At 57.1% G+C, this 19,835-nt stretch carries 10 protein-coding genes; 7 read left to right on the top strand and 3 right to left on the bottom strand.

The genetic code is table 11. The features are described 5' to 3' along the window. Positions 1 to 11: 11 nt before the first annotated feature. Together HY010_05260 and HY010_05255 are read right to left on the bottom strand one after the other, a co-directional pair. A complete protein-coding gene (locus HY010_05260) occupies positions 12 to 866 on the bottom strand; it encodes a cupin domain-containing protein (GenBank protein ID MBI3475118.1) in 855 nt (284 codons plus the stop codon). A 147-nt stretch (positions 867 to 1,013) separates the two neighbouring features. After that, positions 1,014 to 2,570, bottom strand: a complete 1,557-nt coding sequence (locus HY010_05255) for an amidohydrolase family protein (protein MBI3475117.1) — start codon at positions 2,568 to 2,570, stop codon at positions 1,014 to 1,016. A gap of 367 nt (positions 2,571 to 2,937) precedes the next feature. Between HY010_05255 and HY010_05250 the strand changes: the two genes are divergently transcribed. The 7 genes from HY010_05250 (at position 2,938) to HY010_05220 (ending at position 18,475) form a co-directional block, all read left to right on the top strand. Then, positions 2,938 to 4,929 (top strand): hypothetical protein, encoded by a 1,992-nt coding sequence (locus HY010_05250; GenBank protein MBI3475116.1) that lies wholly within the window; start codon positions 2,938 to 2,940, stop codon positions 4,927 to 4,929. Positions 4,930 to 5,222: 293 nt separating this feature from the next. Next, entirely contained in the window at positions 5,223 to 8,981 is a 3,759-nt protein-coding gene (locus HY010_05245; GenBank protein MBI3475115.1) for a hypothetical protein, read from the top strand. A gap of 74 nt (positions 8,982 to 9,055) precedes the next feature. Beyond that, positions 9,056 to 11,890 (top strand): AMIN domain-containing protein, encoded by a 2,835-nt coding sequence (locus tag HY010_05240; GenBank protein MBI3475114.1) that lies wholly within the window; start codon positions 9,056 to 9,058, stop codon positions 11,888 to 11,890. 5 nt (positions 11,891 to 11,895) lie between these two features. Beyond that, a complete protein-coding gene (locus HY010_05235) occupies positions 11,896 to 12,702 on the top strand; it encodes a hypothetical protein (protein MBI3475113.1) in 807 nt (268 codons plus the stop codon). Continuing rightward, on the top strand, positions 12,699 to 13,652 hold the full coding sequence (locus tag HY010_05230) for a hypothetical protein (protein MBI3475112.1): 954 nt from the start codon (positions 12,699 to 12,701) through the stop codon (positions 13,650 to 13,652). The genes HY010_05235 and HY010_05230 overlap by 4 nt, the downstream gene beginning before the upstream one ends. A 9-nt stretch (positions 13,653 to 13,661) precedes the next feature. Continuing rightward, the gene (locus HY010_05225; GenBank protein MBI3475111.1) at positions 13,662 to 15,029 is read left to right on the top strand and encodes an NAD(P)-binding domain-containing protein; all 1,368 of its coding nucleotides are present in this window, start codon (positions 13,662 to 13,664) and stop codon (positions 15,027 to 15,029) included. 137 nt (positions 15,030 to 15,166) lie between these two features. Next, the gene (locus HY010_05220) at positions 15,167 to 18,475 is read left to right on the top strand and encodes a TonB-dependent receptor (protein ID MBI3475110.1); all 3,309 of its coding nucleotides are present in this window, start codon (positions 15,167 to 15,169) and stop codon (positions 18,473 to 18,475) included. Here the strand turns inward: HY010_05220 and HY010_05215 are convergent. Then, the gene (locus HY010_05215) at positions 18,472 to 19,761 is read right to left on the bottom strand and encodes a zinc dependent phospholipase C family protein (GenBank protein MBI3475109.1); all 1,290 of its coding nucleotides are present in this window, start codon (positions 19,759 to 19,761) and stop codon (positions 18,472 to 18,474) included. The two genes, HY010_05220 and HY010_05215, sit on opposite strands and share 4 nt — an antisense overlap. Positions 19,762 to 19,835: the final 74 nt, after the last annotated feature.

Genomic DNA, 19,835 nt, shown 5'->3' with positions numbered 1-19,835 from the left:
CAACGGGCCGGTCAGCGCGGCAAGTAATTTGGAGCGACGCCGAAGAGTACTACTGCTGGCCGGTCGGAAATATTGCGGTATTGATGACGCGTTCCTTGCGGCAGGAAGAATCCGTCGCCGGGCTTCAATTCAAACCACGGAGAGGAGTCCGGGGATTCGACACACACGCCCAGATTCCCTTCCAGCAGATACAGGCTCTCATCGCCGCCGTGGACTTCGATTTCAGTTTCCCGCCCGGGCAACAGGTAAAGCTTCCCGACGGTGAGTTGGTCTGTGCTGACGAGGATTCCGACCATCTGGCGCCCGCCGTTGTCTGAGCCTTCCATGCGCCACAATAAATCGGAGTCGCGCACCATCTTGAAGCGGAAGTTTCGTTCCGCATCCGCGCGAGCCATCGGCCAGTTTTCGATCCACTGGTCCTGTGTGTAACGGCATTCCGCCAGATTTGGCTTGGTTTTCGCATAGGCACTTGATGTACCTTGCGAAGGCGGAGGAGCGAAAAACTCCAGAACCCGCAGCGGCTCGGTGCCGTAGTTGAAACCGTGATGCCAGGTATCGCGCCGGAAAAATGCTGCCTCGCCGGCATTCACGCGGTGGACTTCCCCGGTCTCGGGATTCGACATCACGAAGGTTCCCGAGATGACGTAGTAGAGTTCGTCCGCGGCAAAGATGGTGCGATGCTGGTCGGAATGGCGAAAGCGTCCGCCACTCGGCATTGAGAACAGTAACTGGTGGATCTTGCCGCTCGAAACGTAGATCCAGTCCATCACCTTGCCGGCAACGTCGTCGCCCCAAACATGACGGGTCGCGGCTTCGTAAGGAATGTGGGTGGGTTTATCGAATGTGGGCCGTGGCGACGGGCTCATCGTTATCTCCAGACAATTTTTCGCCGCCGAGCAGCGGACAATATGGGAGCGGTTCCATAAGCAACGAACCTAGAGTTTCTATCGCGCCCAGCGAGGTGTCAAGCCTGCCGCTGATCCCATGATTACGTGGGTGTTCCGCCAAAAAGACTATTTCGACATCCCCGGCTGCGTGAGCGTGAACTTCTCTTTCTGCTTGGCTTCGCGGACCATACGCCGAACGTCGGCCAGCAACTTCGGAGCGTCGTAGATAATGCCGTCCTTGATGGTGTAACGGACGCTCCCTACTCGGGTCACTTCGTTGTGCTCGTCCAGTCTGATGGCGCCGGTTCCGTAGAGTGCCGCGATGTTCTCCAGCGGATTCACTGGCACCACGACCAAGTCGGCCAGTTTCCCCACTTCAACGCTGCCGAGTTGATCGGCGACTCCGAGCAGGTGCGCTCCATTGAGAGTGGCGGCGCGAAAAACTTCGAGGGGATGGAATCCGGCTTCGCGCAGGAGTTCCAGTTCGCGGATGTATCCGAAACCGTACAGGCTGTAAATAAAGCCGGCATCTTCCCCGGTGGTCACACGGCCGCCGTGATTCTTGTAATCGTTGAGAAATTCCATCCAGCGCTGGTAGTTGTGCTTCCACGCAACTTCGTCTTCCGTGGTCCAGTAATACCAATACGAACCGTGGTCGGTACGGCTGGGGTTGAAATGTTTCCAGAGAACAGGCAGCGTGTAGTCTTCGTGCCATTCCGCGCGGCGCGCGCGCATCAGGTCGCGTCCCGCTTCGTAGATCGTGAGAGTCGGGTCAATCGTGAAATCGAGTTTCACCAGTTCATCGCGGAGGGCATCCCATTTCGCGCTCCCGGGAGCTGCGGCTTGGAGCCAAAGGCGTCCGGCATTGCCGAAGCGGTCTTGTTCGTTGGAGTAGTTGTAGTTGAGCGGAAAATCCTGGACGGTCTTGTTATCGAACAAGGCTTCCGGCAGGCCGTACCAGTGTTCCATCGAATTCAGTCCCCAGCGGGCCGCGTCGAGTGTATTGGCCTGGGCAACGAAGGTTTGGGAGAGATGAGCTGCGGTACCGAGGTGGCGTTTCTTCGCTTCATCAATAGCAGCCTGAAAAATATCCGGAGGCGCGCCGATAAACTTGATGCCATCGGCCCCGGCATCAGAAAGACCGTCGACCCAGCGGCGAGCGGCGTCCGGGGTAGCAATTGTGTCGATGTCGCCCGTCTCGCTTTTCAGGTTCATTCCGAACGCGATGTAGGCCTTGATGCGGGGCGCGGTGATTTCATTGCGCGCGCTCTTGTCGCGCTGGTCAAGCATCCAGGGCACACCGTTGTCTCCCCACACCTCACGGATAGTTGTGATCCCGTGGCCCAGCCAGAGTTTGTAGATGTATTCCGCGCCGGTGCTGTGCTCAGGCCCGATGTGCACGTGCGCGTTGATGAAGCCGGGCAACACGTACATGCCGGTAAGATCGAGTTCCTTGTCGCCGGGTCCGGCCTTGGGACGCAATTTTGTAGAGCCAGGAATTTTGTCCGCGAGCGGCACACCGGGAAAGCCTACGTTGACGATCTCTGTGATGCGATTCTTTTCAATGACGATATCAACGGGGCCAACGGCGGGAGCGCCAGTTCCGTCGATAAGTGTCGCTGCGCGAAGAATGAGATGCGGGAACGGCCCCTCCCCTTCGGCTCGCGGCGGGGCTTTGCGCATGGCCTCGTCGGCAGCTTCTGTGGCCTTCTTGTTGGACTGGGCTTGCGAAATCAGCGTCGAAGCTGCGATGCCACACGTCAATATGACCTTTGCAAACCGAACGTAGGTTGGATGCACGGATTCTCCTCTATGTTCTTTGTTGGCGGCTTTCGCAATCTCTGAACCGAACAGCTCGTCACATTCGGAGCGCGCGGCGCAAGTGACCAAGGTCAACGGGCTACTGTATCAACAGACTCACTGACTTATCCCGCTGCGGTGTTGTATACCAGTTTCATTGGACGCTGTCATTGATGAAGTCACTTTCCCGGCTGGCGAGACTCGATCAAGAATCGAGAACGGCGTCCTACGTGCTGACACTCTGCTTTCCATGGCTTGGCGCTTGCGCAAGTATTTCCTGATTTTCGCGATCGCGGTTCTATCGACTGCGGCGGCAGGACAGATTTCTCCGGGCGCACTCGCGCGCGCACATAAGGATCTCGAGGGCGCCACGCGCTGTACAACTTGCCACAAACTGGGCGGAGAAGTCGTTTTCAAATGCCTGGAGTGTCACGGTGAAATTGCGGCCCGGCTCAACGCGCACAAGGGGTTGCACTTCTCGTACGGGATGCGGCCGGGATCAAGCCAGGAGTGCACGAAGTGCCACTCCGACCACAACGGACTGGACTTCCCGCTCGTCAAGTGGGACACAAAGACTTTCGATCATAAGCAGACCGGGTACACGCTGGAAGGCAAGCATGCAGGCGTGGAATGCAAGAAGTGCCACACGCCGGAACATATTCTTCCCGCAGAACGTGCGTTGATTAAGATCAAGGACCTCAACCGCAGTTTCGTAGGGTTAGCAGAGACTTGTGCCACTTGCCACAAAGACCCTCATAGCGGACGGCTGGGACCGAATTGCGCGACCTGTCACAATTTCACGGACTGGAAAAATGTTTCGGGAACGTTCGATCACGCGAAGACCCGCTACCCGTTAACCGGACAGCACGCGCAGGTGAAGTGCGAAAAGTGCCATACGCCGGGGCCGGACAAGCAACCGCGCTACATGGGACTTCCCTTCTCGAAGTGTAATGACTGCCATGCCGATCCGCATAAGGGCAGCTTCGGACAGCAGAGTTGCCAGAGCTGCCACACGACGGCAAGCTGGAAGAAGGTCGTCACCACCGGACTCAACCAGAGCTTCGATCACTCCAAGACGAAGTATCCGCTGGTTGGGAAACATCTGACCGTGCCATGCGGTTCCTGCCACGCGAACGGCGACTTCAAGAAGCCACTCCAATTCGCGAAGTGCACGGACTGCCACAAAGACGCGCACAATGGGCAGTTCGCGAAGCGTCCCGATGCAGGCGAGTGCTCTGCCTGCCACGAGGTCACTGGATGGAAGCCTTCAAAGTTCGACGTGAAGGCGCATGCTTCCACTCAATATCCGCTGGCCGGCAAGCACGCGAAACTGGATTGCGCGCAGTGTCACATTGCCAAGGGGAAAGACACTCTATACAAGATCAAGTTCGAGAAGTGCCTGGAATGCCATCACGACGAACATCAGACACAGTTTGCGGCGGCTCCCTGGTTGAACCAGTGCGAGCAGTGCCATTCAGTGGAAGGATTCAAGCCGTCTTCGTTCTCGCTGGCGAAACACAAGCAGACTCGCTTCCAGCTAACCAACGGCCATCTGGCAGTGCTGTGCAGCGATTGCCACAAACCGGCGTCGGCATTCCCGAGTGCGGCGCTCCTGCCCGCTTCTGCAGCGGTACAGACAACACCTGCACCTGAGCCTCCCCGGTACGGCACGACCGCCGTATTTCATTTCCAGGATGGTTCCTGCGTGACGTGCCACAAGGACCCGCACAACAACCAGTTTGCGGAACGGATGAAAGCGCTACGTGGCGATGGAACGCGAGCCGGGTGCGAGGCCTGCCACTCCACGAAAGACTGGAAGGATCTGACCCGCTTCGACCATGCCAAGACCAAGTTTGCGTTGGTCGGGGCGCATCGCGCGGTGACGTGCATCGATTGCCACAAGCCGGCGAACCTGAGCACCAAGCTGATCGACGCGAATTTCACCGAGGCTCCGCTGAAGTGCGAGGAGTGTCATGCCGATCCGCACGGCCGGCAATTCGCCAAAGGTGAGGTCACTCCGTGCGCCGATTGTCACAACAGCGCGAAGTGGAAACCCTCGACTTTCGACCACGACAAGCGTACCCAGTTCGCGCTCGCAGGCGCGCACAAGAGCGTCCGTTGCGGCGACTGCCACAAACTGATGAAGGACTTTGAAGGGAAGCAAGTCCTCTACTACAAACCGACTCCCAAAGACTGCAAGGATTGCCATGGAGCGGACCCCAAGTTCCAGCAAAAGTCCTGAACAGCGCCCTTTTCGACCTCATCCAAAACACCTGAAATCGGGACGAATTGTCCAGATAACGCACTTCAAGTGCCAGATTTCTGAACCGTAATTTTTCCAAGGTCGCGAGCAGAAACTACTCAGCCTAGTTTTGCGCCTCGGAGTAGCAATAAGTACAGATTTCTGAACAACATGCCTACTGTACCCACGAACATTCACTACCGTAACTACAGCCCAACTGGGTATACGCAGTAGTGTTGTTGGACACGTGATTGCTTGTAGTGGATCACACACTAGTTGAGGCTTGGCTCATTTTGATTTCGAGACTATTTGCGAGTCTGGTAGTTTCGCTGCTTTTGCTGCTGCCGTCGCCCGCACCGGGCGCGCCGCAGAATCCGCAAAGCTCGCGGAGCCCGCACGGAAATCTGAATCTGTCCTGCCAGAACTGCCACACGGTCTACGGATGGAAGCCGATCCGGGCGGTTCCTGAATTCGATCACAATCAGACACGTTACCCGCTGCGCGGCCTGCATGAGGGTGTGCCTTGCACGGCGTGCCATACCAAGATGGTGTTCAGCAACGTCGGCAACAAGTGCGCCGACTGTCACGCGGATATTCATAAGCGCCAGATGGGCGCGAAATGCGAATCGTGCCACACGGTTCGTGGCTGGAAGGTCGCGGTCCAGCAGATCAACCAGCACATGAATCGTTTCCCGCTGACCGGTGCACACGCGGCGGCAACCTGCGATGACTGCCACAAGAATGGCGCGCTCAGCAATTACAGCACGATGTCGACAGCGTGCTACAGCTGTCACCAGAAGGAATTTCAAGGGGCGAAGAATCCTGACCACGTGGCGGGTAAGTTTTCGACGACTTGCGAATCCTGCCACTCTTCCGACAACTGGTTAAACGCGAAGTTCGATCACGCGCTCACTGGCTTTCCTCTGACCGGCGCGCACATGGTTCCGCCGCGGGCCTGCGCGGATTGCCATGCCAACAATAATTACCAGATGCCCCAGACCACCTGTGTGGGCTGCCATCTCAAGGATTTTCAGAACACCAAGAATCCGAACCACGCGCAGCAGGGTTTCTCGCAAACCTGCGAATCGTGCCACACGACCGTAGCCTGGACACCGGCGAACTTCGATCACGCGAAATCGGGATTCCCGCTGACGGGGGCACACATGTCTCCGCCGCGGGCCTGCACAGACTGTCACGTCAACAACAATTACAGTTTGCCGCAGACCGCCTGCGTGGGCTGCCACCTGAAGGACTTCCAGAACAGCACGAATCCGAATCACGTGCAGGGCGGTTTTCCGCAGACTTGCGACAGCTGCCACTCGACATCTGCCTGGCAGCCGGCGAGTTTTGATCACTCGAAGACTGGCTTCCCGCTGAACAATGCGCACGCGGTTCCGCCTCGCCAGTGCGCGGATTGCCACGTCAACAACAACTACAACATTACGAATACGGATTGCGTTTCCTGCCACCAGACGGATTACAACAACGCGAAGACGCCAGTCGATCACCTGGGGGCGAACTTGCCCACGGCGTGCGCGAGTTGTCACGATACGGTGGCATGGACGAATGGCAAGTTCGATCACGCTTCGACGGGATGGGCGTTAACGGGCTCGCATACCGTTCCACCGCGGGCTTGCACGGACTGCCACGTCAACAACAACTACAACATCACGACGGCGAGTTGCGTCTCGTGCCATCAGAACGACTTCAACAACGCGAAGACGCCGGTCGATCACATCGGTGCCAATTTCCCCACGACGTGCGCGAGTTGCCATGACACCGTCGCCTGGACAAATGGCAAATTCGATCATGCCTCGACCGGATGGGCGCTCACTGGCCAGCATACGGTGCCGCCCCGAGCGTGCTCGGACTGCCATGTCAACGGCAACTACAATCTGACGCAGACGACCTGCGTGACGTGTCACCTTACGGATTACAACAACACGAATAACCCGAATCACACGCAGCAGGGATTCTCCAAGACTTGCGAAGTCTGCCACACCACCACCGCGTGGCAGCCGGCCCAGTTCGATCACGCGAAGTCAGGATTCCCGCTCACCGGATCGCACACGGTGCCTCCGCGACAATGCGAAGATTGCCACACCAACAACAACTACAACATCACGGATACAAAGTGCGTATCGTGCCACCAGACGGATTACAACAACGCGAAGACGCCGGTTGATCACGTGGGTGCGAAGTTCCCGACCACATGCGCCAACTGCCATGACACGGTGCAGTGGACGAACGGAAAATTCGATCACGCGGGCACAGGCTGGGCATTAACTGGATCGCACACTGTCCCGCCGCGCGCTTGTACTGATTGCCACGTCAACGGCAACTACAACATCACAAATACGAGTTGCGTCTCGTGTCACCAAACCGACTACAACAATGCCAAGACTCCGGTCGATCACGTTACGGCGAAGTTCCCCACGACCTGCGAGAGTTGCCACGACACAGTGAACTGGATGAATGGCAAGTTCGATCACGCCGCCACCGGCTGGGCGTTGACGGGCTCGCACACCGTGCCGCCCCGGCAGTGCGCCGACTGCCACATCAATGGCAACTACAACCTGACCCAGACGTCTTGCGTAACGTGCCACCAGACCGATTACAACAACGCCAAGACGCCAGTCGACCACATTAAGGCCAAGTTCCCGACGACGTGCGAAACCTGCCATGACACCGTGAACTGGATGAACGGCAAGTTTAATCACGCGCAGACTGGGTGGGCGTTGACGGGTTCGCATACCGTGCCACCCCGCGCTTGCACCGATTGCCACATCAACGGCAACTACAACCTGACGCAAACCAGTTGCGTCTCGTGCCACCAGACGGACTACAACAACGCCAAGACGCCGGTCGATCACGTGGGCGCGAAGTTCCCGCTCACTTGCGAAACCTGCCACGACAACATCAACTGGATGGACGGTAAGTTCGATCACGCCCAAACCGGTTGGGCATTAACGGGCTCGCACACCGTTCCGCCGCGCGCTTGTACCGATTGCCACATCAACGGCAACTACAACCTGACGCAGACCAGTTGCGTCTCGTGCCACCAGACGGACTACAACAACGCCAAGACGCCGGTCGATCACGTGGGCGCGAAGTTCCCGCTCACCTGCGAAACCTGCCATGACACCGTCAACTGGCTGGATGGCAAGTTCGATCACGCGCAAACTGGCTGGACACTGACAGGCTCGCATACCGTTCCGCCGCGCGCGTGCGTGGATTGCCATGTCAACGGCAACTACAACATCACGGTGACGACTTGCGTTTCGTGTCACCAGACGGACTACAACAACGCCAAGACGCCGGTCGATCACATCACGGCGAACTTCCCGACGACGTGCGAAACCTGCCATGACACCGTCAACTGGACGGACGGCAAATTCGATCACGCGGCCACGGGTTGGGCACTGACTGGCTCGCATACGGTGCCTCCGCGAGCGTGCTCGGATTGCCACGTCAACAACAACTACAAGTTGAACAACACGGCGTGCGTGACGTGCCACCTCGCGGACTTCAACGGTGCCAAAGATCCGGATCACGTGGCGGCGAAATTCCCGCAGACGTGCGAAGTCTGCCACGACACCATCAAGTGGACCGACGCAGTGTTTGATCACAGCAAGACGGCCTTCCCGCTGACCGGCTCGCACCTGGTGCCGCCGCGAGTCTGCGTGGACTGCCACGTCAACGGCAACTACACGATGCTGCCGACGGATTGCTACGGCTGCCATAAGACGGATTACCTCAATACGAATAATCCGAACCATACGGCCGCTCATTTCCCGACCACCTGCGCCACCTGTCATGACACAGTCAAGTGGAGTAACGGCAAGTTCAATCACACGTATTTTCCGCTCAACCACGGGAACGCGAATGGCATCTGCTCCAACTGCCATACGAATCCGAACGACTTCTCGGTCTTCACTTGCACAAGCTGCCACACCAAGTCCCAGACCGACCCGAAGCATCAGGGCGTTCGCAACTATGTCTACAACAGCGCGAACTGCTACCAGTGCCACAAGAACGGTGGCGGGGGCTAAACGGAATCCAACGTGCTTTGAACTGATAGTGAGACCTGAGGGTCATCCGATTACAGCAGGAAGTATGAGGGCGAATGAAGCGGTTGATTTATCTGGGATTGCTCCTGATCCTGGGGGCCATGTTGTCGGCACAGACCAACGAACTTGGTCCGGCCGCAGTGCGCAAGGTTGAGATCGTTCCCGTCAATGGCGAGATTCGCGTTGAAGTGACTCTGAGCGCTGTAGTTACCCCGTCCGTAGCAGTTGCGCAACATCCTGATCGGTTGGTCCTCAAACTCCCCGGCACACTTTCCGAAACGCAGCAAAAGAGAATCGCGGTCGGACAACTGGGTGTGCGGGTTGTCCGTTTTGGATTGAACCAGACCACTCCGCCCGAGACTCATCTGGTTGTCGATCTGGACTCAGAACACTCGTACAAAATTCTGACGGATGGTAAGAAAATCATCCTGGTGGTAGAAGCTCCACCGAGTATGTCCGCGCGCAAGCGGACCGGGCCGGCTGCTGCCGCGTCGCGTCCACTCATTAGTACACTCGGACGAGGATCGAAGTCCGGCGGGGAGTACGGCAACCAGAGCAACGAGGATGGCGTTCTACTCACGCCTCCGCCATCTGGTCCGCCGATTCAATTTCCGCGCGGGACACCCGATTCTTCCGCCAATTCGACCACCGCCTCCACCGGACCGCCAACGGCCCAACATCCGAAGACTGGCAGCCTGCAACAAGGAACGGTGTTTCCGACCGCCGGATCCCCGGGCACAGGAGAAGTACCACCGGTTTCCGGACTGCCCCGGCCCAGCGGCTTGGACACGAGCGCCGCCGGGACGCAAGCTTCCGTAAGCGAGCAACCTGCGCCGGCTAGCGATCAGGCTCTTCGAGAAGCATTGGCGGCTGCTCGCAAAACGCAACCAGAAACAACCGCATCGGTTCTGCAAGGAACAATCACGCCCCCTGCGCCGCCCCCAGTTCTACCAGCACCGGTTCAAGAGGCCGCAGTCGCGCCGCCGCCACCGGTGCAGGCAGTGGAGCAGACGCCTGCCAAGAATTCCGATTCGAAGATTGCGAAAGCACAGGAGCCCAGCGCCCGAACAACTTCTGAACCGGTTACCAAGGAACAGCCGCAAGCAACCGCGCAACACGCTGCCAAGGATTCGCAGCCTGCAACCGACACTACTTCCGCAGACAGCAGCGAAGAGGCCCAGGGCTCGGGCCAGGGGCAGCTCCAGATGCCTGCTCGCGCGGGAGAGAATTCTGATCTGCGGACTGCATTTCGAGTGAAGTACGTCGCGCAGGACGCCGCTTACCTGGATGGCGGACGAGCGGCTGGCCTTACGGAAGGGATGAAGTTGGTGGTGCGCGACCTGCCTCACTCGGGCGCTGTGGCAAGTGAAGGATCCGATCCAGAAGCCGCCGGTGATGTAGCCGAACTTGTGGTTTTGTCCGTCGCTGAAACTTCTTCCGTCACCGAAATTCACACGCCGAAGCGCTCTGTGAAAATTGGCGATCTCGCCTACCTGTCGTCTGCCGATCAGCAATCGCTGGTCGAAAAAAATGCCCTGAGCGCCACCCGAAAATATCCCGCTGTCATCAGTTTTACTGAGAACGATACGCTGGACGACGAAGCGCGCGCTGAAGTTCCGAAGCCGCCGTTGCCGTCTGTGAATCGTGCTCGTGGCCGTATTGGCTTCGACTACATTGGCGTCTTGAACCACGACGGCTCCGGGATGCAGAGTTCCAACCTGGGCGTAGTCCTGCGCGCCGATATCACGCGCCTTAACGGAACCTATTGGAACGTGAGTGGATATTGGCGTGGGCGCTTGAATCACACCACTGCGGGTACGCAGACGCTGCAGGATCTGCTGAACCGAACCTATCACCTGTATACAACGTACGACAATCCAAACTCCGCGTGGGTGGCGGGCTTTGGCCGTATGTATCTTCCGTGGGCAACCAGCCTGGATACGATTGACGGCGGATATTTCGGGCGCCGGCTCAAGCAAGGAGTTACGGCCGGTGTTTTTCTTGGCTCGACTCCCGATCCGACTTCGTATAGTTACGCGCCGAACCGCGAAATCGGCGGTTCGTTCGTCAACTTCGAAGGCGGAAGTTACGAAGACCTGCACTACACGTCGACCACCGGCGCTGGCATGAAGTTGCTGAGTTGGAGTCCGAACCGTCCGTTCCTGTTTGCGGAAAACAGCATCTTCTACAAACGCATCTTTTCGATTTATCAATCGTCACAGTTGGATTCGCAGCCAGGGTACGACTACAAAAATGCCGACGGAACAACAGGACATCAACCCGGTACAGGCTTTGGCCTCGGGAGGAGTTTCCTGACGATGCGCGCGCAGGTTCATCCCAAAGTCGAGTTGAGCTTCAATCACACGTATTTTCGCGACTTGCCGAGTTTCGATCCCAGCCTGATTCAGACCGGATTGCTCGACAAATATCTGATGCAAGGGTTCAGCGCGGGCACCCGTGTCGAAATCTACAAGCAGGTCTGGCTCAGCGCTGACTTGGGGCTTAGCAACCGGACCGGCGACAAGAAAAATTCGTTGAACGAAATGTTCGGCATCACCTTTGGCCGGATTCCATGGGTCAACATGCACGCGGACGCGCGCTACTCGCGATTCAACAGCAGTTTTGGCAGCGGCTCGTATGAAGCGCTGTCGCTCTCCAAGAATCTCGGCGAAACCCTGCAACTCCAGATTCTTGCCGGACAGCAAAACTTTGCGTCCACGCTCAGCGCGGCGAACCGCTCTCGTTTCGTCAACATCATGATGGAGAGCGCGCTCGGCGAACACTATTTTGTGCAGGGCGGCGGCACCATCAACCGCGGGAACCAGATGAACTACGATCAGTGGATCTTCACGTTTGGCTACCGCTTTGATAACCGTCACGGACACCGGTGATCAGGATGCGCAGGTTCGTCTCAACTCGGGTTTTTCTCGGCATATCCGCTCTGCTGTTGTGTGTCTGCCCGCTGACCGGAGCACAGACAGATTCGTTCGAGCAAATTCTCGACCGGACGTCGCATCGCACGACGGAATTTCTCGACCAGTTTTCGAACGTCAAGTGCACGGAGCAGGTCACGCAAGAGAAGTTTAGACTGGACGGCAAGGTAGACATCGAACGGCAGTCCTCGTACGACTACCTCGTCATTCTGACCAACACTGGCGGAGACCTGACGCTCAACGAGTCACGACTTCCCATCAAGGAATCCAAGGTCAACAGCCGTATGCCGATTTCGATGTTGCTCAGCAACGGCTTTGCGACCCTGTTCCTGGTATTCCATCCCTACTACATGAATGGTTTTGAATTCAGCGATGCGGGCAGTGAAACGCTTGACGGCCATGCCACTCGCAAAATTCATTTCCAGCACATTCCCAACACGCGATCCGTGGCGGCTCTCGCTCTGCGAGGGCGTGAATATCCGCTGGAACTATCGGGCACGGCATGGGTCGATCCCCAAAAAGGGGACATCCTGCGCGTGGATGCCGGCGTTGGGTCCACACTGGAAGATATCGGGATGAAAACCTTGCAGTCGTCGGTCCATTTTGCTGCGGTGCCCTTCAGCACCGACAAGACGCAACCGGTGTACTGGTTTCCCACCGAAGCGGTCGTGGAAGTAGAAACGCCGAAGCAGCACTGGAGAAACACGCACCGGTTCACGACGTACAAGCAGTTTGCGGTATCCACCGAGGAGCACGTCGCCCAAAAATGAGCACAGCCACTGCCCCAAGTCCAATTCCCGTCGCAGTTGCGGCCGCCGCCAGCAATCCTGAGGCAGGCCATAAACTACGCCTGTTCCTTGCCTACCTAGTCGCCATCGCATTGATCGTAGGGCTGGGCGCCTATGGCTTCGACTATTACACTGCCGGTCCCCACGATCGCCCCTTCATGGCGAAACACGCGCTGCTCAAGCCGAGCGGACGGATCGGCATCAAGCTCGGCATGCTGGGCGTGGGCATGTTCCTGATCATCTTTCTCTACCCGCTGCGAAAGCGTTGGACATGGCTGGGCCGAATCGGCGTTTCCCGGCATTGGCTGGATTTCCACATCGTGCTCGGCTTGTCGGCGCCGTTTGTCATCGCCATGCACTCGTCGTTCAAGTTCCATGGTTTTGCGGGGATCGCGTTCTGGATCATGGTCGCTGTTTCCACAAGCGGAATCGTGGGCCGATACCTCTACGGACAGATTCCGCGGCGAGTCAACGCAGCGGAATTTTCGCGCAAGGAGCTGCAGGATATCCAAGCAAAGATGGCGGACCAACTCGCCGAGCAAAAAGTCTTGCGGGAGTCGGATGTGCGTTCTGCACTGCGCCTTCCCAGCCAGGAAACGGTGGATCGTTTACCCGCCGCTGTCGCACTGGTCTATATGTTCTTACTCGACCTGCTGCGGCCGTTGCGGATTGCGCGCTTGCGCAGCGGATCTCTGCATGGCTCGGAGTACCTGACGACTCTGGGCGGACTGCTGGTCACAAAGAACCGCGAATTGGAACGGGCCATCGCCATCGCGAAGGAAGAAGCGGCTCTTTCCAAACGCATCCTGTTCCTTTCGCGAACGCAGCAGGTCTTTCACCTGTGGCATGTCGTACACAAACCATTCAGCTACACGTTTGCAGTCTTGGTGCTGGTTCACATTGGCGTGGTGTTGATGATGGGCTTTTTCTAGGATCGATGTATGGAGTCTCTGATCACCATCGCGATCGCGGTCGCAGTGTCTCTATTCTTCCTCCGTGGCTATCTGAAAAGCTTGAAGCAGCGGGACGAACTCGCCAAACAAGCGGCTGAGAAAGGGAAAGTTTTCTCCGAAGGCCCGCGCTCGCAGCATCCGCATATTGATACCAACAACTGTATTGGCTGCGCGACGTGCACGACCGTATGCCCGGAAGGCGACGTACTCGCCATGCTGGCGGGCAAGGCCGTGATCGTCAATGGATATAAGTGCATTGGCCACAGCTTGTGCGCGGAGGCGTGTCCAGTCGGTGCGATCACGATGGTCATGGCCACTCCGAGCATGGGGGCCGACATGCCCTACATGACCCCGGAATTCGAGACCAGCATTGAGAATCTGTTTCTCATCGGCGAACTCGGCGGCCTGGCACTGATCAAGAATGCGGTCAATCAGGGCCGCGAATGCGTTGACCACCTCGTGCGCCGACGTGCCTCTCGCGGTGGAACGGCGCAGACGGGTGTTTATGATGTGCTGATCGTGGGTGCAGGACCGGCCGGAATCAGCGCATCGCTACGCGCCATCGAAAACAAGCTGAACTACATCACCCTCGAACAGGATGAAATTGGCGGCACCGTTGCGAAGTATCCTCGACAAAAGCTGGTGATGACCAGTCCCGTGGAATTTCCGATGTACGGTAAGTTCAAGAAGACCGAACTGTCCAAGGAAAACCTGCTTGCGTTCTGGGATATGGTTCTCAACCGCGCGGACTTCAACTGCGTGACGGGCGCAAAGGTCGAACAGATCAACAAGGGTGAAGACGCGATATTCACGGTCAAAACGGCCACCAATGAATACCGCACCCGAGCCGTCATTCTTGCCCTGGGTAAGACCGGCACTCCGCGCAAACTAGGAGTTCAGGGCGAGGAACAGGGCAAGGTCATGTATCGGCTGATTGAGGCGGATCACTATGTGAACAAGAAAATTCTCATCGTCGGCGGCGGAGACAGCGCTGTGGAAGCCGCGATGGGACTCGCGAACCAATCCGGCAACAAGGTCACGCTCTGTTACCGGAGCGCGCAGTTCAGCCGCATCAAGGAGCGCAATTCAAAACGAATCGCCGACTGCATGCGGTCCGGAAAGGTCGAAGTCCTTTTCAATACGAACCCAGTCGAGTTCAAAGTTGATTCCGTGTTGCTCGACGTGCAAGGCGAAAAACGTGAATTGCCGAACGACTTCGTTTGGATCTTTGCCGGTGGAGTGCCGCCTTATGACTTCCTGAAGAAGATCGGTATTCGTTTCGGCATGCGTGATCAGACACAGGAAGCCAGCAAAGAAGCCAAGCTGGCTCTGCAGGAGCAAGGCGTTCCTTCCTAAGGCTCGATCCCACCACTTGCTGTGTCCCGTGTTGCTGGGCGAGAATTACCCCTCGCAGTGATCCCGCGTTCCCTGACTTGAATGCAACAGATCACATACCATATCGCGCGACGGGTGCCCCCCATCGAAGGAAATGCATGAACCGGTCGACGGGATATCGATTGAAAGTTCCCAGTGTGGTGTTGTGGATTGCGCTCGCGACCTGTTGCAAACCCCTATGGGCCCAGGCCGCAGCGCCGACGGGTGCGGTCCGTGGCGTGGTTGCAGACAACACGGGAGCGACGATCGCAGGTGCTTCTGTCGTTCTCGCTTTCCAATCCTCCAGTGGAAGCCAGAAATGTATATCGAACTCGGCAGGTATTTTTTTGTTTCCGTCTCAGCCGGTTGGACTGTACGCGCTTGAGGTAACTGCTCGCGGCTTCCGGAAGGAAATTGTTAAGGCGGTAGTGGTGCAGGTAGGACAGACAGTCACGGTGACCACTCGCCTGCAACCGGGTTCAGAGAGCGAATCGGTGACGGTGACGGGCGAGTCTCCGCTGTTGCAGACCGAAAACTCGAACCTGAGTTCGGTAATCGATCGCAGCGCCCTCAATAATTTGCCGCTCAGCGGACGCCGCTTCCTTGATCTCGCGCTATTGGTACCGAACGCCACACCGGACGGCGAACAGGGATTGGTCAGCCTTGCAGGGGAGCAAGGCGGGCAGGACACTGGCTACGCGAACGCCAACGGCTCCAATGCATTTTCGGTCGACGGCGCTAGCGCCGGCAGCAACTATTTTGGAGCGGCACGCGGCGGCGAGCGCGTCCCTTACATCTTTGGAGAAAACGCGATCGAGGAATTCCAGGTTGCCGTTTCGCCCTATCGCTCGGACTACGGCGGCGCTGCAACGGGATTCGTCAACGTAGTCACCCGCTCGGCCTCAGACACTCTGCATGGCAACGCCTTTTACTACAACCGGAATTCTGGGGCCGGCGCGAACGATGCCGTCAACAAAGCCAATGGCATCCCGAGGCCCGCAAATATTCTTCAACAGTTCGGGGGCAGCCTGGGTGGGCCGGTGATGCCGGGCCGCGCCTGGTTTTTCACGGACTACGAACAACAGCGGCAGAAGAATCCAATGTCGGTGATTAACCCCGCTTTCGCGGATGTTTCGCAGGAAGACTTCGGCGTTGAGGACGGAATCCAGCTGCCGCCTGCGAACGGCCAGTTTCCTTCCCCTGGCGATACGAACAATCCCGACCCGGAGGACCCGCGATATTTGCAGGGAGTCGCGAACGCACTCCAGGCAATTCACTCCAATCTTGGCATTCATCCTCGCTTTCGCAATGACTGGGCACTCCTCACGAAGATCGACTACCGGGACTCGAAGGACGATCGCATTTATCTCAGCCTGAATTGGAATCGCTTTGACTCGCCGGGCGGCGCTATCGTGGGCAATCAAACACCGCTATTCGGGATCAGCACGCTGGCCAATGCATTTGTTCGCGACTACCACGCTGCTCTCGGCTGGAGCCATGCCTACGGGAGTAATCTCCTGAATGAGTTTCATGCCAGTTTTTCGCGTGACGATCAGTACTTCACGCCCACTGGCCTGGTGAATCCGGTCCTTCCCGCGATTCTTCTCACTTCAGGCGGCGATGCCGATCAGGGCGGAGCGTTGCAACTTGGCAATGCCGGATTCGCCGGAGGTCGCACGAATGAGGCCTTGTGGCAAACTTCCGACCGCGTCAGCTACTTGCAAGGCAGGCACACCTTTCGATTCGGAGTGGAGTTCAGCTACGGGCACGTGGCGGACCTTGCGTTTGGCGGATTCGATCCAGACGCCGCCCGTCAAAATGGAACATTCCGTGGAACCTATACATTCTCGAGTCTGCCGGATTTTGCGATTGGACGTTACGACAATTTCGTGCAGAGCGCCGGCAATCCGAAATTCTCTTTCGCGGTGCCGTACCTCGGTTTCTATATTGCTGACACCTACCAGATTCGCCGTGGCCTGACGCTTGATCTAGGCCTGCGGGAGGACTTTCAGATCTATCCGCAACCGCGGGGCAACCCCGATTTCCCACTGACGGGACAATTTCCGAACCAGTACCAGCGACTCGCTCCGCGCATCGGATTGGCATGGCAACCGATGGAAAAGACCGTGGTCCGCGGCGGCTTTGGCATGTTCTACGAAAACCTGAACGGCCTAAACTACCGCAATTCCGTGGTGTCGAATGGATTGCTCTCCCAACAGGCTTCGGTGAATCTTGCTTACAATGGGGACCTCACGCCCCAGGATCAAGTCGCAGTTTTCCCGAACCAGGTGACCGATCCATCGCTATTCTCAGCGGCAGATATTTCCCTGATCGATCCGCATTTTCGATTCCCCTCGATCCTGCAGTCCAGCCTTCAAATCGAACGCGAGATATTTCCTGACACAGTGCTTACCGTGGGAACAACGTGGACACATGGCGTGCATTTGATTGCGTCCAGTGCCTACGATCTGAATCTGATTCCACCGACCGGCGCGACCACATTTGTGCTCTGCCCCCCGGAGGCCGCGGACACTGAAGACTGCAACGGGAAACAAGTCGTTCTTCCAAATCTCGATTCCGGCTTGCTGCAAGAGGGGCGAATCAGCTCAAGCTTCAATCAGATCAATGCGCTGGTCAGTCCCGGGATCAATCATTACAACTCATTTTTCGCGCAGGCGCAGAGGCGGATGCGGCGAGGGCTCTCGTTCCACGCCTCGTATACGTATGCAAAAAACATCATGGCCCGCGGCGTGGATTTCAACAACCAGTTTGACTTGCGCAATACCCACGCCCCCTATCTACTCGACCAGCGCCATCGGCTCTCAATCGCTGCGGTCTATGAACCGGGGTTTGGGCAGAATCTGCATTCTCCGAGGCTTCGTGGTCTCGTATCTAACTGGACGATCAGTACATTGATGCAGTTCGCTTCGGGGCGCCCTTACGCAGCCCTACTCGATACGGCCTGCCCTTCGGATGAAATCGGTCCTGAATGCGATCTCGCGGATGGAGCAACTCGCAATATCGTGAACGACTCAGCTGCCTTACAAAGTACCGCGAATTCAGCGCTCGGGATAAACGGCGCGGGGCCAAGTCCGCGGGCAGGATTGAACTCGTTCTACGGACCCTGGACGCAGCAAATCGACCTTAGCCTCGGCAAGCAATTCCACATCAATGAGCGGCAGAGCGTTGCTGTTCAAGTGCAGGCGTTCAATCTTTTCAACCATGCCAACTACTATGTGCAGAATGGAAACGGAGTCAATCAGATTCAGTACAGTCCGTTCGGGGATACGTGCGGAGACGGTTTGAGTTCAAATCAGATTTGCTATCTGGTGCAAAACAGCGGCGTAAACGGATTTGGGAGTCTGCAGAGAATCAACGCCCTGAATGGGCCACGCGTTCTGCAGTTTGCATTCAAATACCGCTTCTAGTGCTGCGATTGGATCGTCGCGTCATGCTTGGCGGTGGTTGCGAGTGACGGAACCGGTGTCGCGGCTCGCAGTCTCTCCAGTTCGGTCAACACCTTATTCCAATCATCGTGATCTCGCTTGGTATCGAACTTCACGTTGAGGTCGGAATAGAAATCAAGAATGTTGGCCCGCAGTTCGGGCGAGATGCTATCAAACTTCCGGTCGTCCAATTGGCCGAGGAGTTTGGCGTACGCCTCGTCAGTCAGGGAATACTCGGCGGCTTTCGTCGGTTTGCCCGTGTCGAAATCGCAATTGGGCAGGACAAGAGATCCGGCGCTTTCCTGTGCCAAGAACGCGCGATACTGATCGACCGTGGTGTTAATGCTCTGGATGTATAGGTCTTCGGTCTGCCGGGTTGGGTGATTGAATGCGAGCCCCCTGAACGGGCCTACCTTCGGGACAAACCGCAAGAGTGTCGATAGAATCCTCGTGCCCACGCCTGGCCTTTCATATTCCTTTCCCCATTCTTTTTCATAACTCGACCGCGACAGGCGATATAGAAATTTTCGCTTCTGGAAATTCGGCGTCTCTTGAATCAGTTCTTTCTTGTGGATCTGCAACGCGACCTGAGTCATTTGCGGGATCATCCTGCCGATCGCGAAGCGATATGTTCCCACCGCCAGATCTTCATGGGTTAAGACGTCCGTCAGTTGCACTCCATAGACAATTGGAAAAGCCCTTTCCAGCAACGGCTTCGAGACTTTGAAACCAATAAAGTCGTGGTAATTCTCCGGCGCATAGCGCTTCTTGGCAACTTGGACGGTGTCGAAGCCGAATTCCGTTTTCAAGTGAGCTGTTTTGTCCTGCGCGTAACGAACCGACGAACCGTACTTCGCACGCAGTTTGGGATATTCAATGGCCACAGCCTGATTGACCGCGGGATGGCCTGCAATATCCGATGCGTAGTGAGAGAGCGCACCGAGCGCAAACGCATATTCGTTGACGTCGTGGCTTTCGAGCACGAGTTCGCGGACAAAATCTCCGCTGCGGACGTAGTGCGCCAGGTTGCTGAATTCCCTGCTTCCGAACGGGTAGTAGCCCAGGTCCTGAATCACCGCGCCGCCATACGCATAGGCGTGCGCTTCGCGAATCTGCTCTTCCGACAGTCCCGGGTATTTTTTCAACAGCAGCGGCTGAATGGTGTCGAGCCACACAAGGTCAATGATTTCTTCGTGAGTCAGTACCGAATAAGCGGAAGAGCCACTGCAGCACACCAGAACAATCAGGCTGATTGTGATGGCGCGCATGAAAAGCAAATGCCACCGCTGGATCATGGCGCCCAGTAATTTGGAGACAATAGACATAAAGCGAAATCGCGGCC

It is taken from the genome of Acidobacteriota bacterium (genome assembly GCA_016196065.1).
Classification (GTDB): Bacteria; Acidobacteriota; Terriglobia; order Terriglobales; family Acidobacteriaceae; genus Acidiflorens.
The sequence above is the reverse complement of the archived record's forward strand: the minus strand, read 5'-3'. Positions and strand labels throughout refer to the sequence as shown.

What these genes read in the sequence shown, in the direction of transcription:
- HY010_05230 (MBI3475112.1), top strand. Translation starts at nt 12,699, where the DNA reads ATGAGCACAGCCACTGCCCCAAGTCCAATTCCCGTCGCAGTTGCGGCC.
- HY010_05240 (MBI3475114.1), top strand. Translation starts at nt 9,056, where the DNA reads ATGAAGCGGTTGATTTATCTGGGATTGCTCCTGATCCTGGGGGCCATG.
- HY010_05260 (MBI3475118.1), bottom strand. Translation starts at nt 866, where the DNA reads ATGAGCCCGTCGCCACGGCCCACATTCGATAAACCCACCCACATTCCT.
- HY010_05255 (MBI3475117.1), bottom strand. Translation starts at nt 2,570, where the DNA reads ATGCGCAAAGCCCCGCCGCGAGCCGAAGGGGAGGGGCCGTTCCCGCAT.
- HY010_05235 (MBI3475113.1), top strand. Translation starts at nt 11,896, where the DNA reads ATGCGCAGGTTCGTCTCAACTCGGGTTTTTCTCGGCATATCCGCTCTG.
- HY010_05215 (MBI3475109.1), bottom strand. Translation starts at nt 19,761, where the DNA reads ATGCGCGCCATCACAATCAGCCTGATTGTTCTGGTGTGCTGCAGTGGC.
- HY010_05220 (MBI3475110.1), top strand. Translation starts at nt 15,167, where the DNA reads ATGAACCGGTCGACGGGATATCGATTGAAAGTTCCCAGTGTGGTGTTG.
- HY010_05250 (MBI3475116.1), top strand. Translation starts at nt 2,938, where the DNA reads ATGGCTTGGCGCTTGCGCAAGTATTTCCTGATTTTCGCGATCGCGGTT.
- HY010_05225 (MBI3475111.1), top strand. Translation starts at nt 13,662, where the DNA reads ATGGAGTCTCTGATCACCATCGCGATCGCGGTCGCAGTGTCTCTATTC.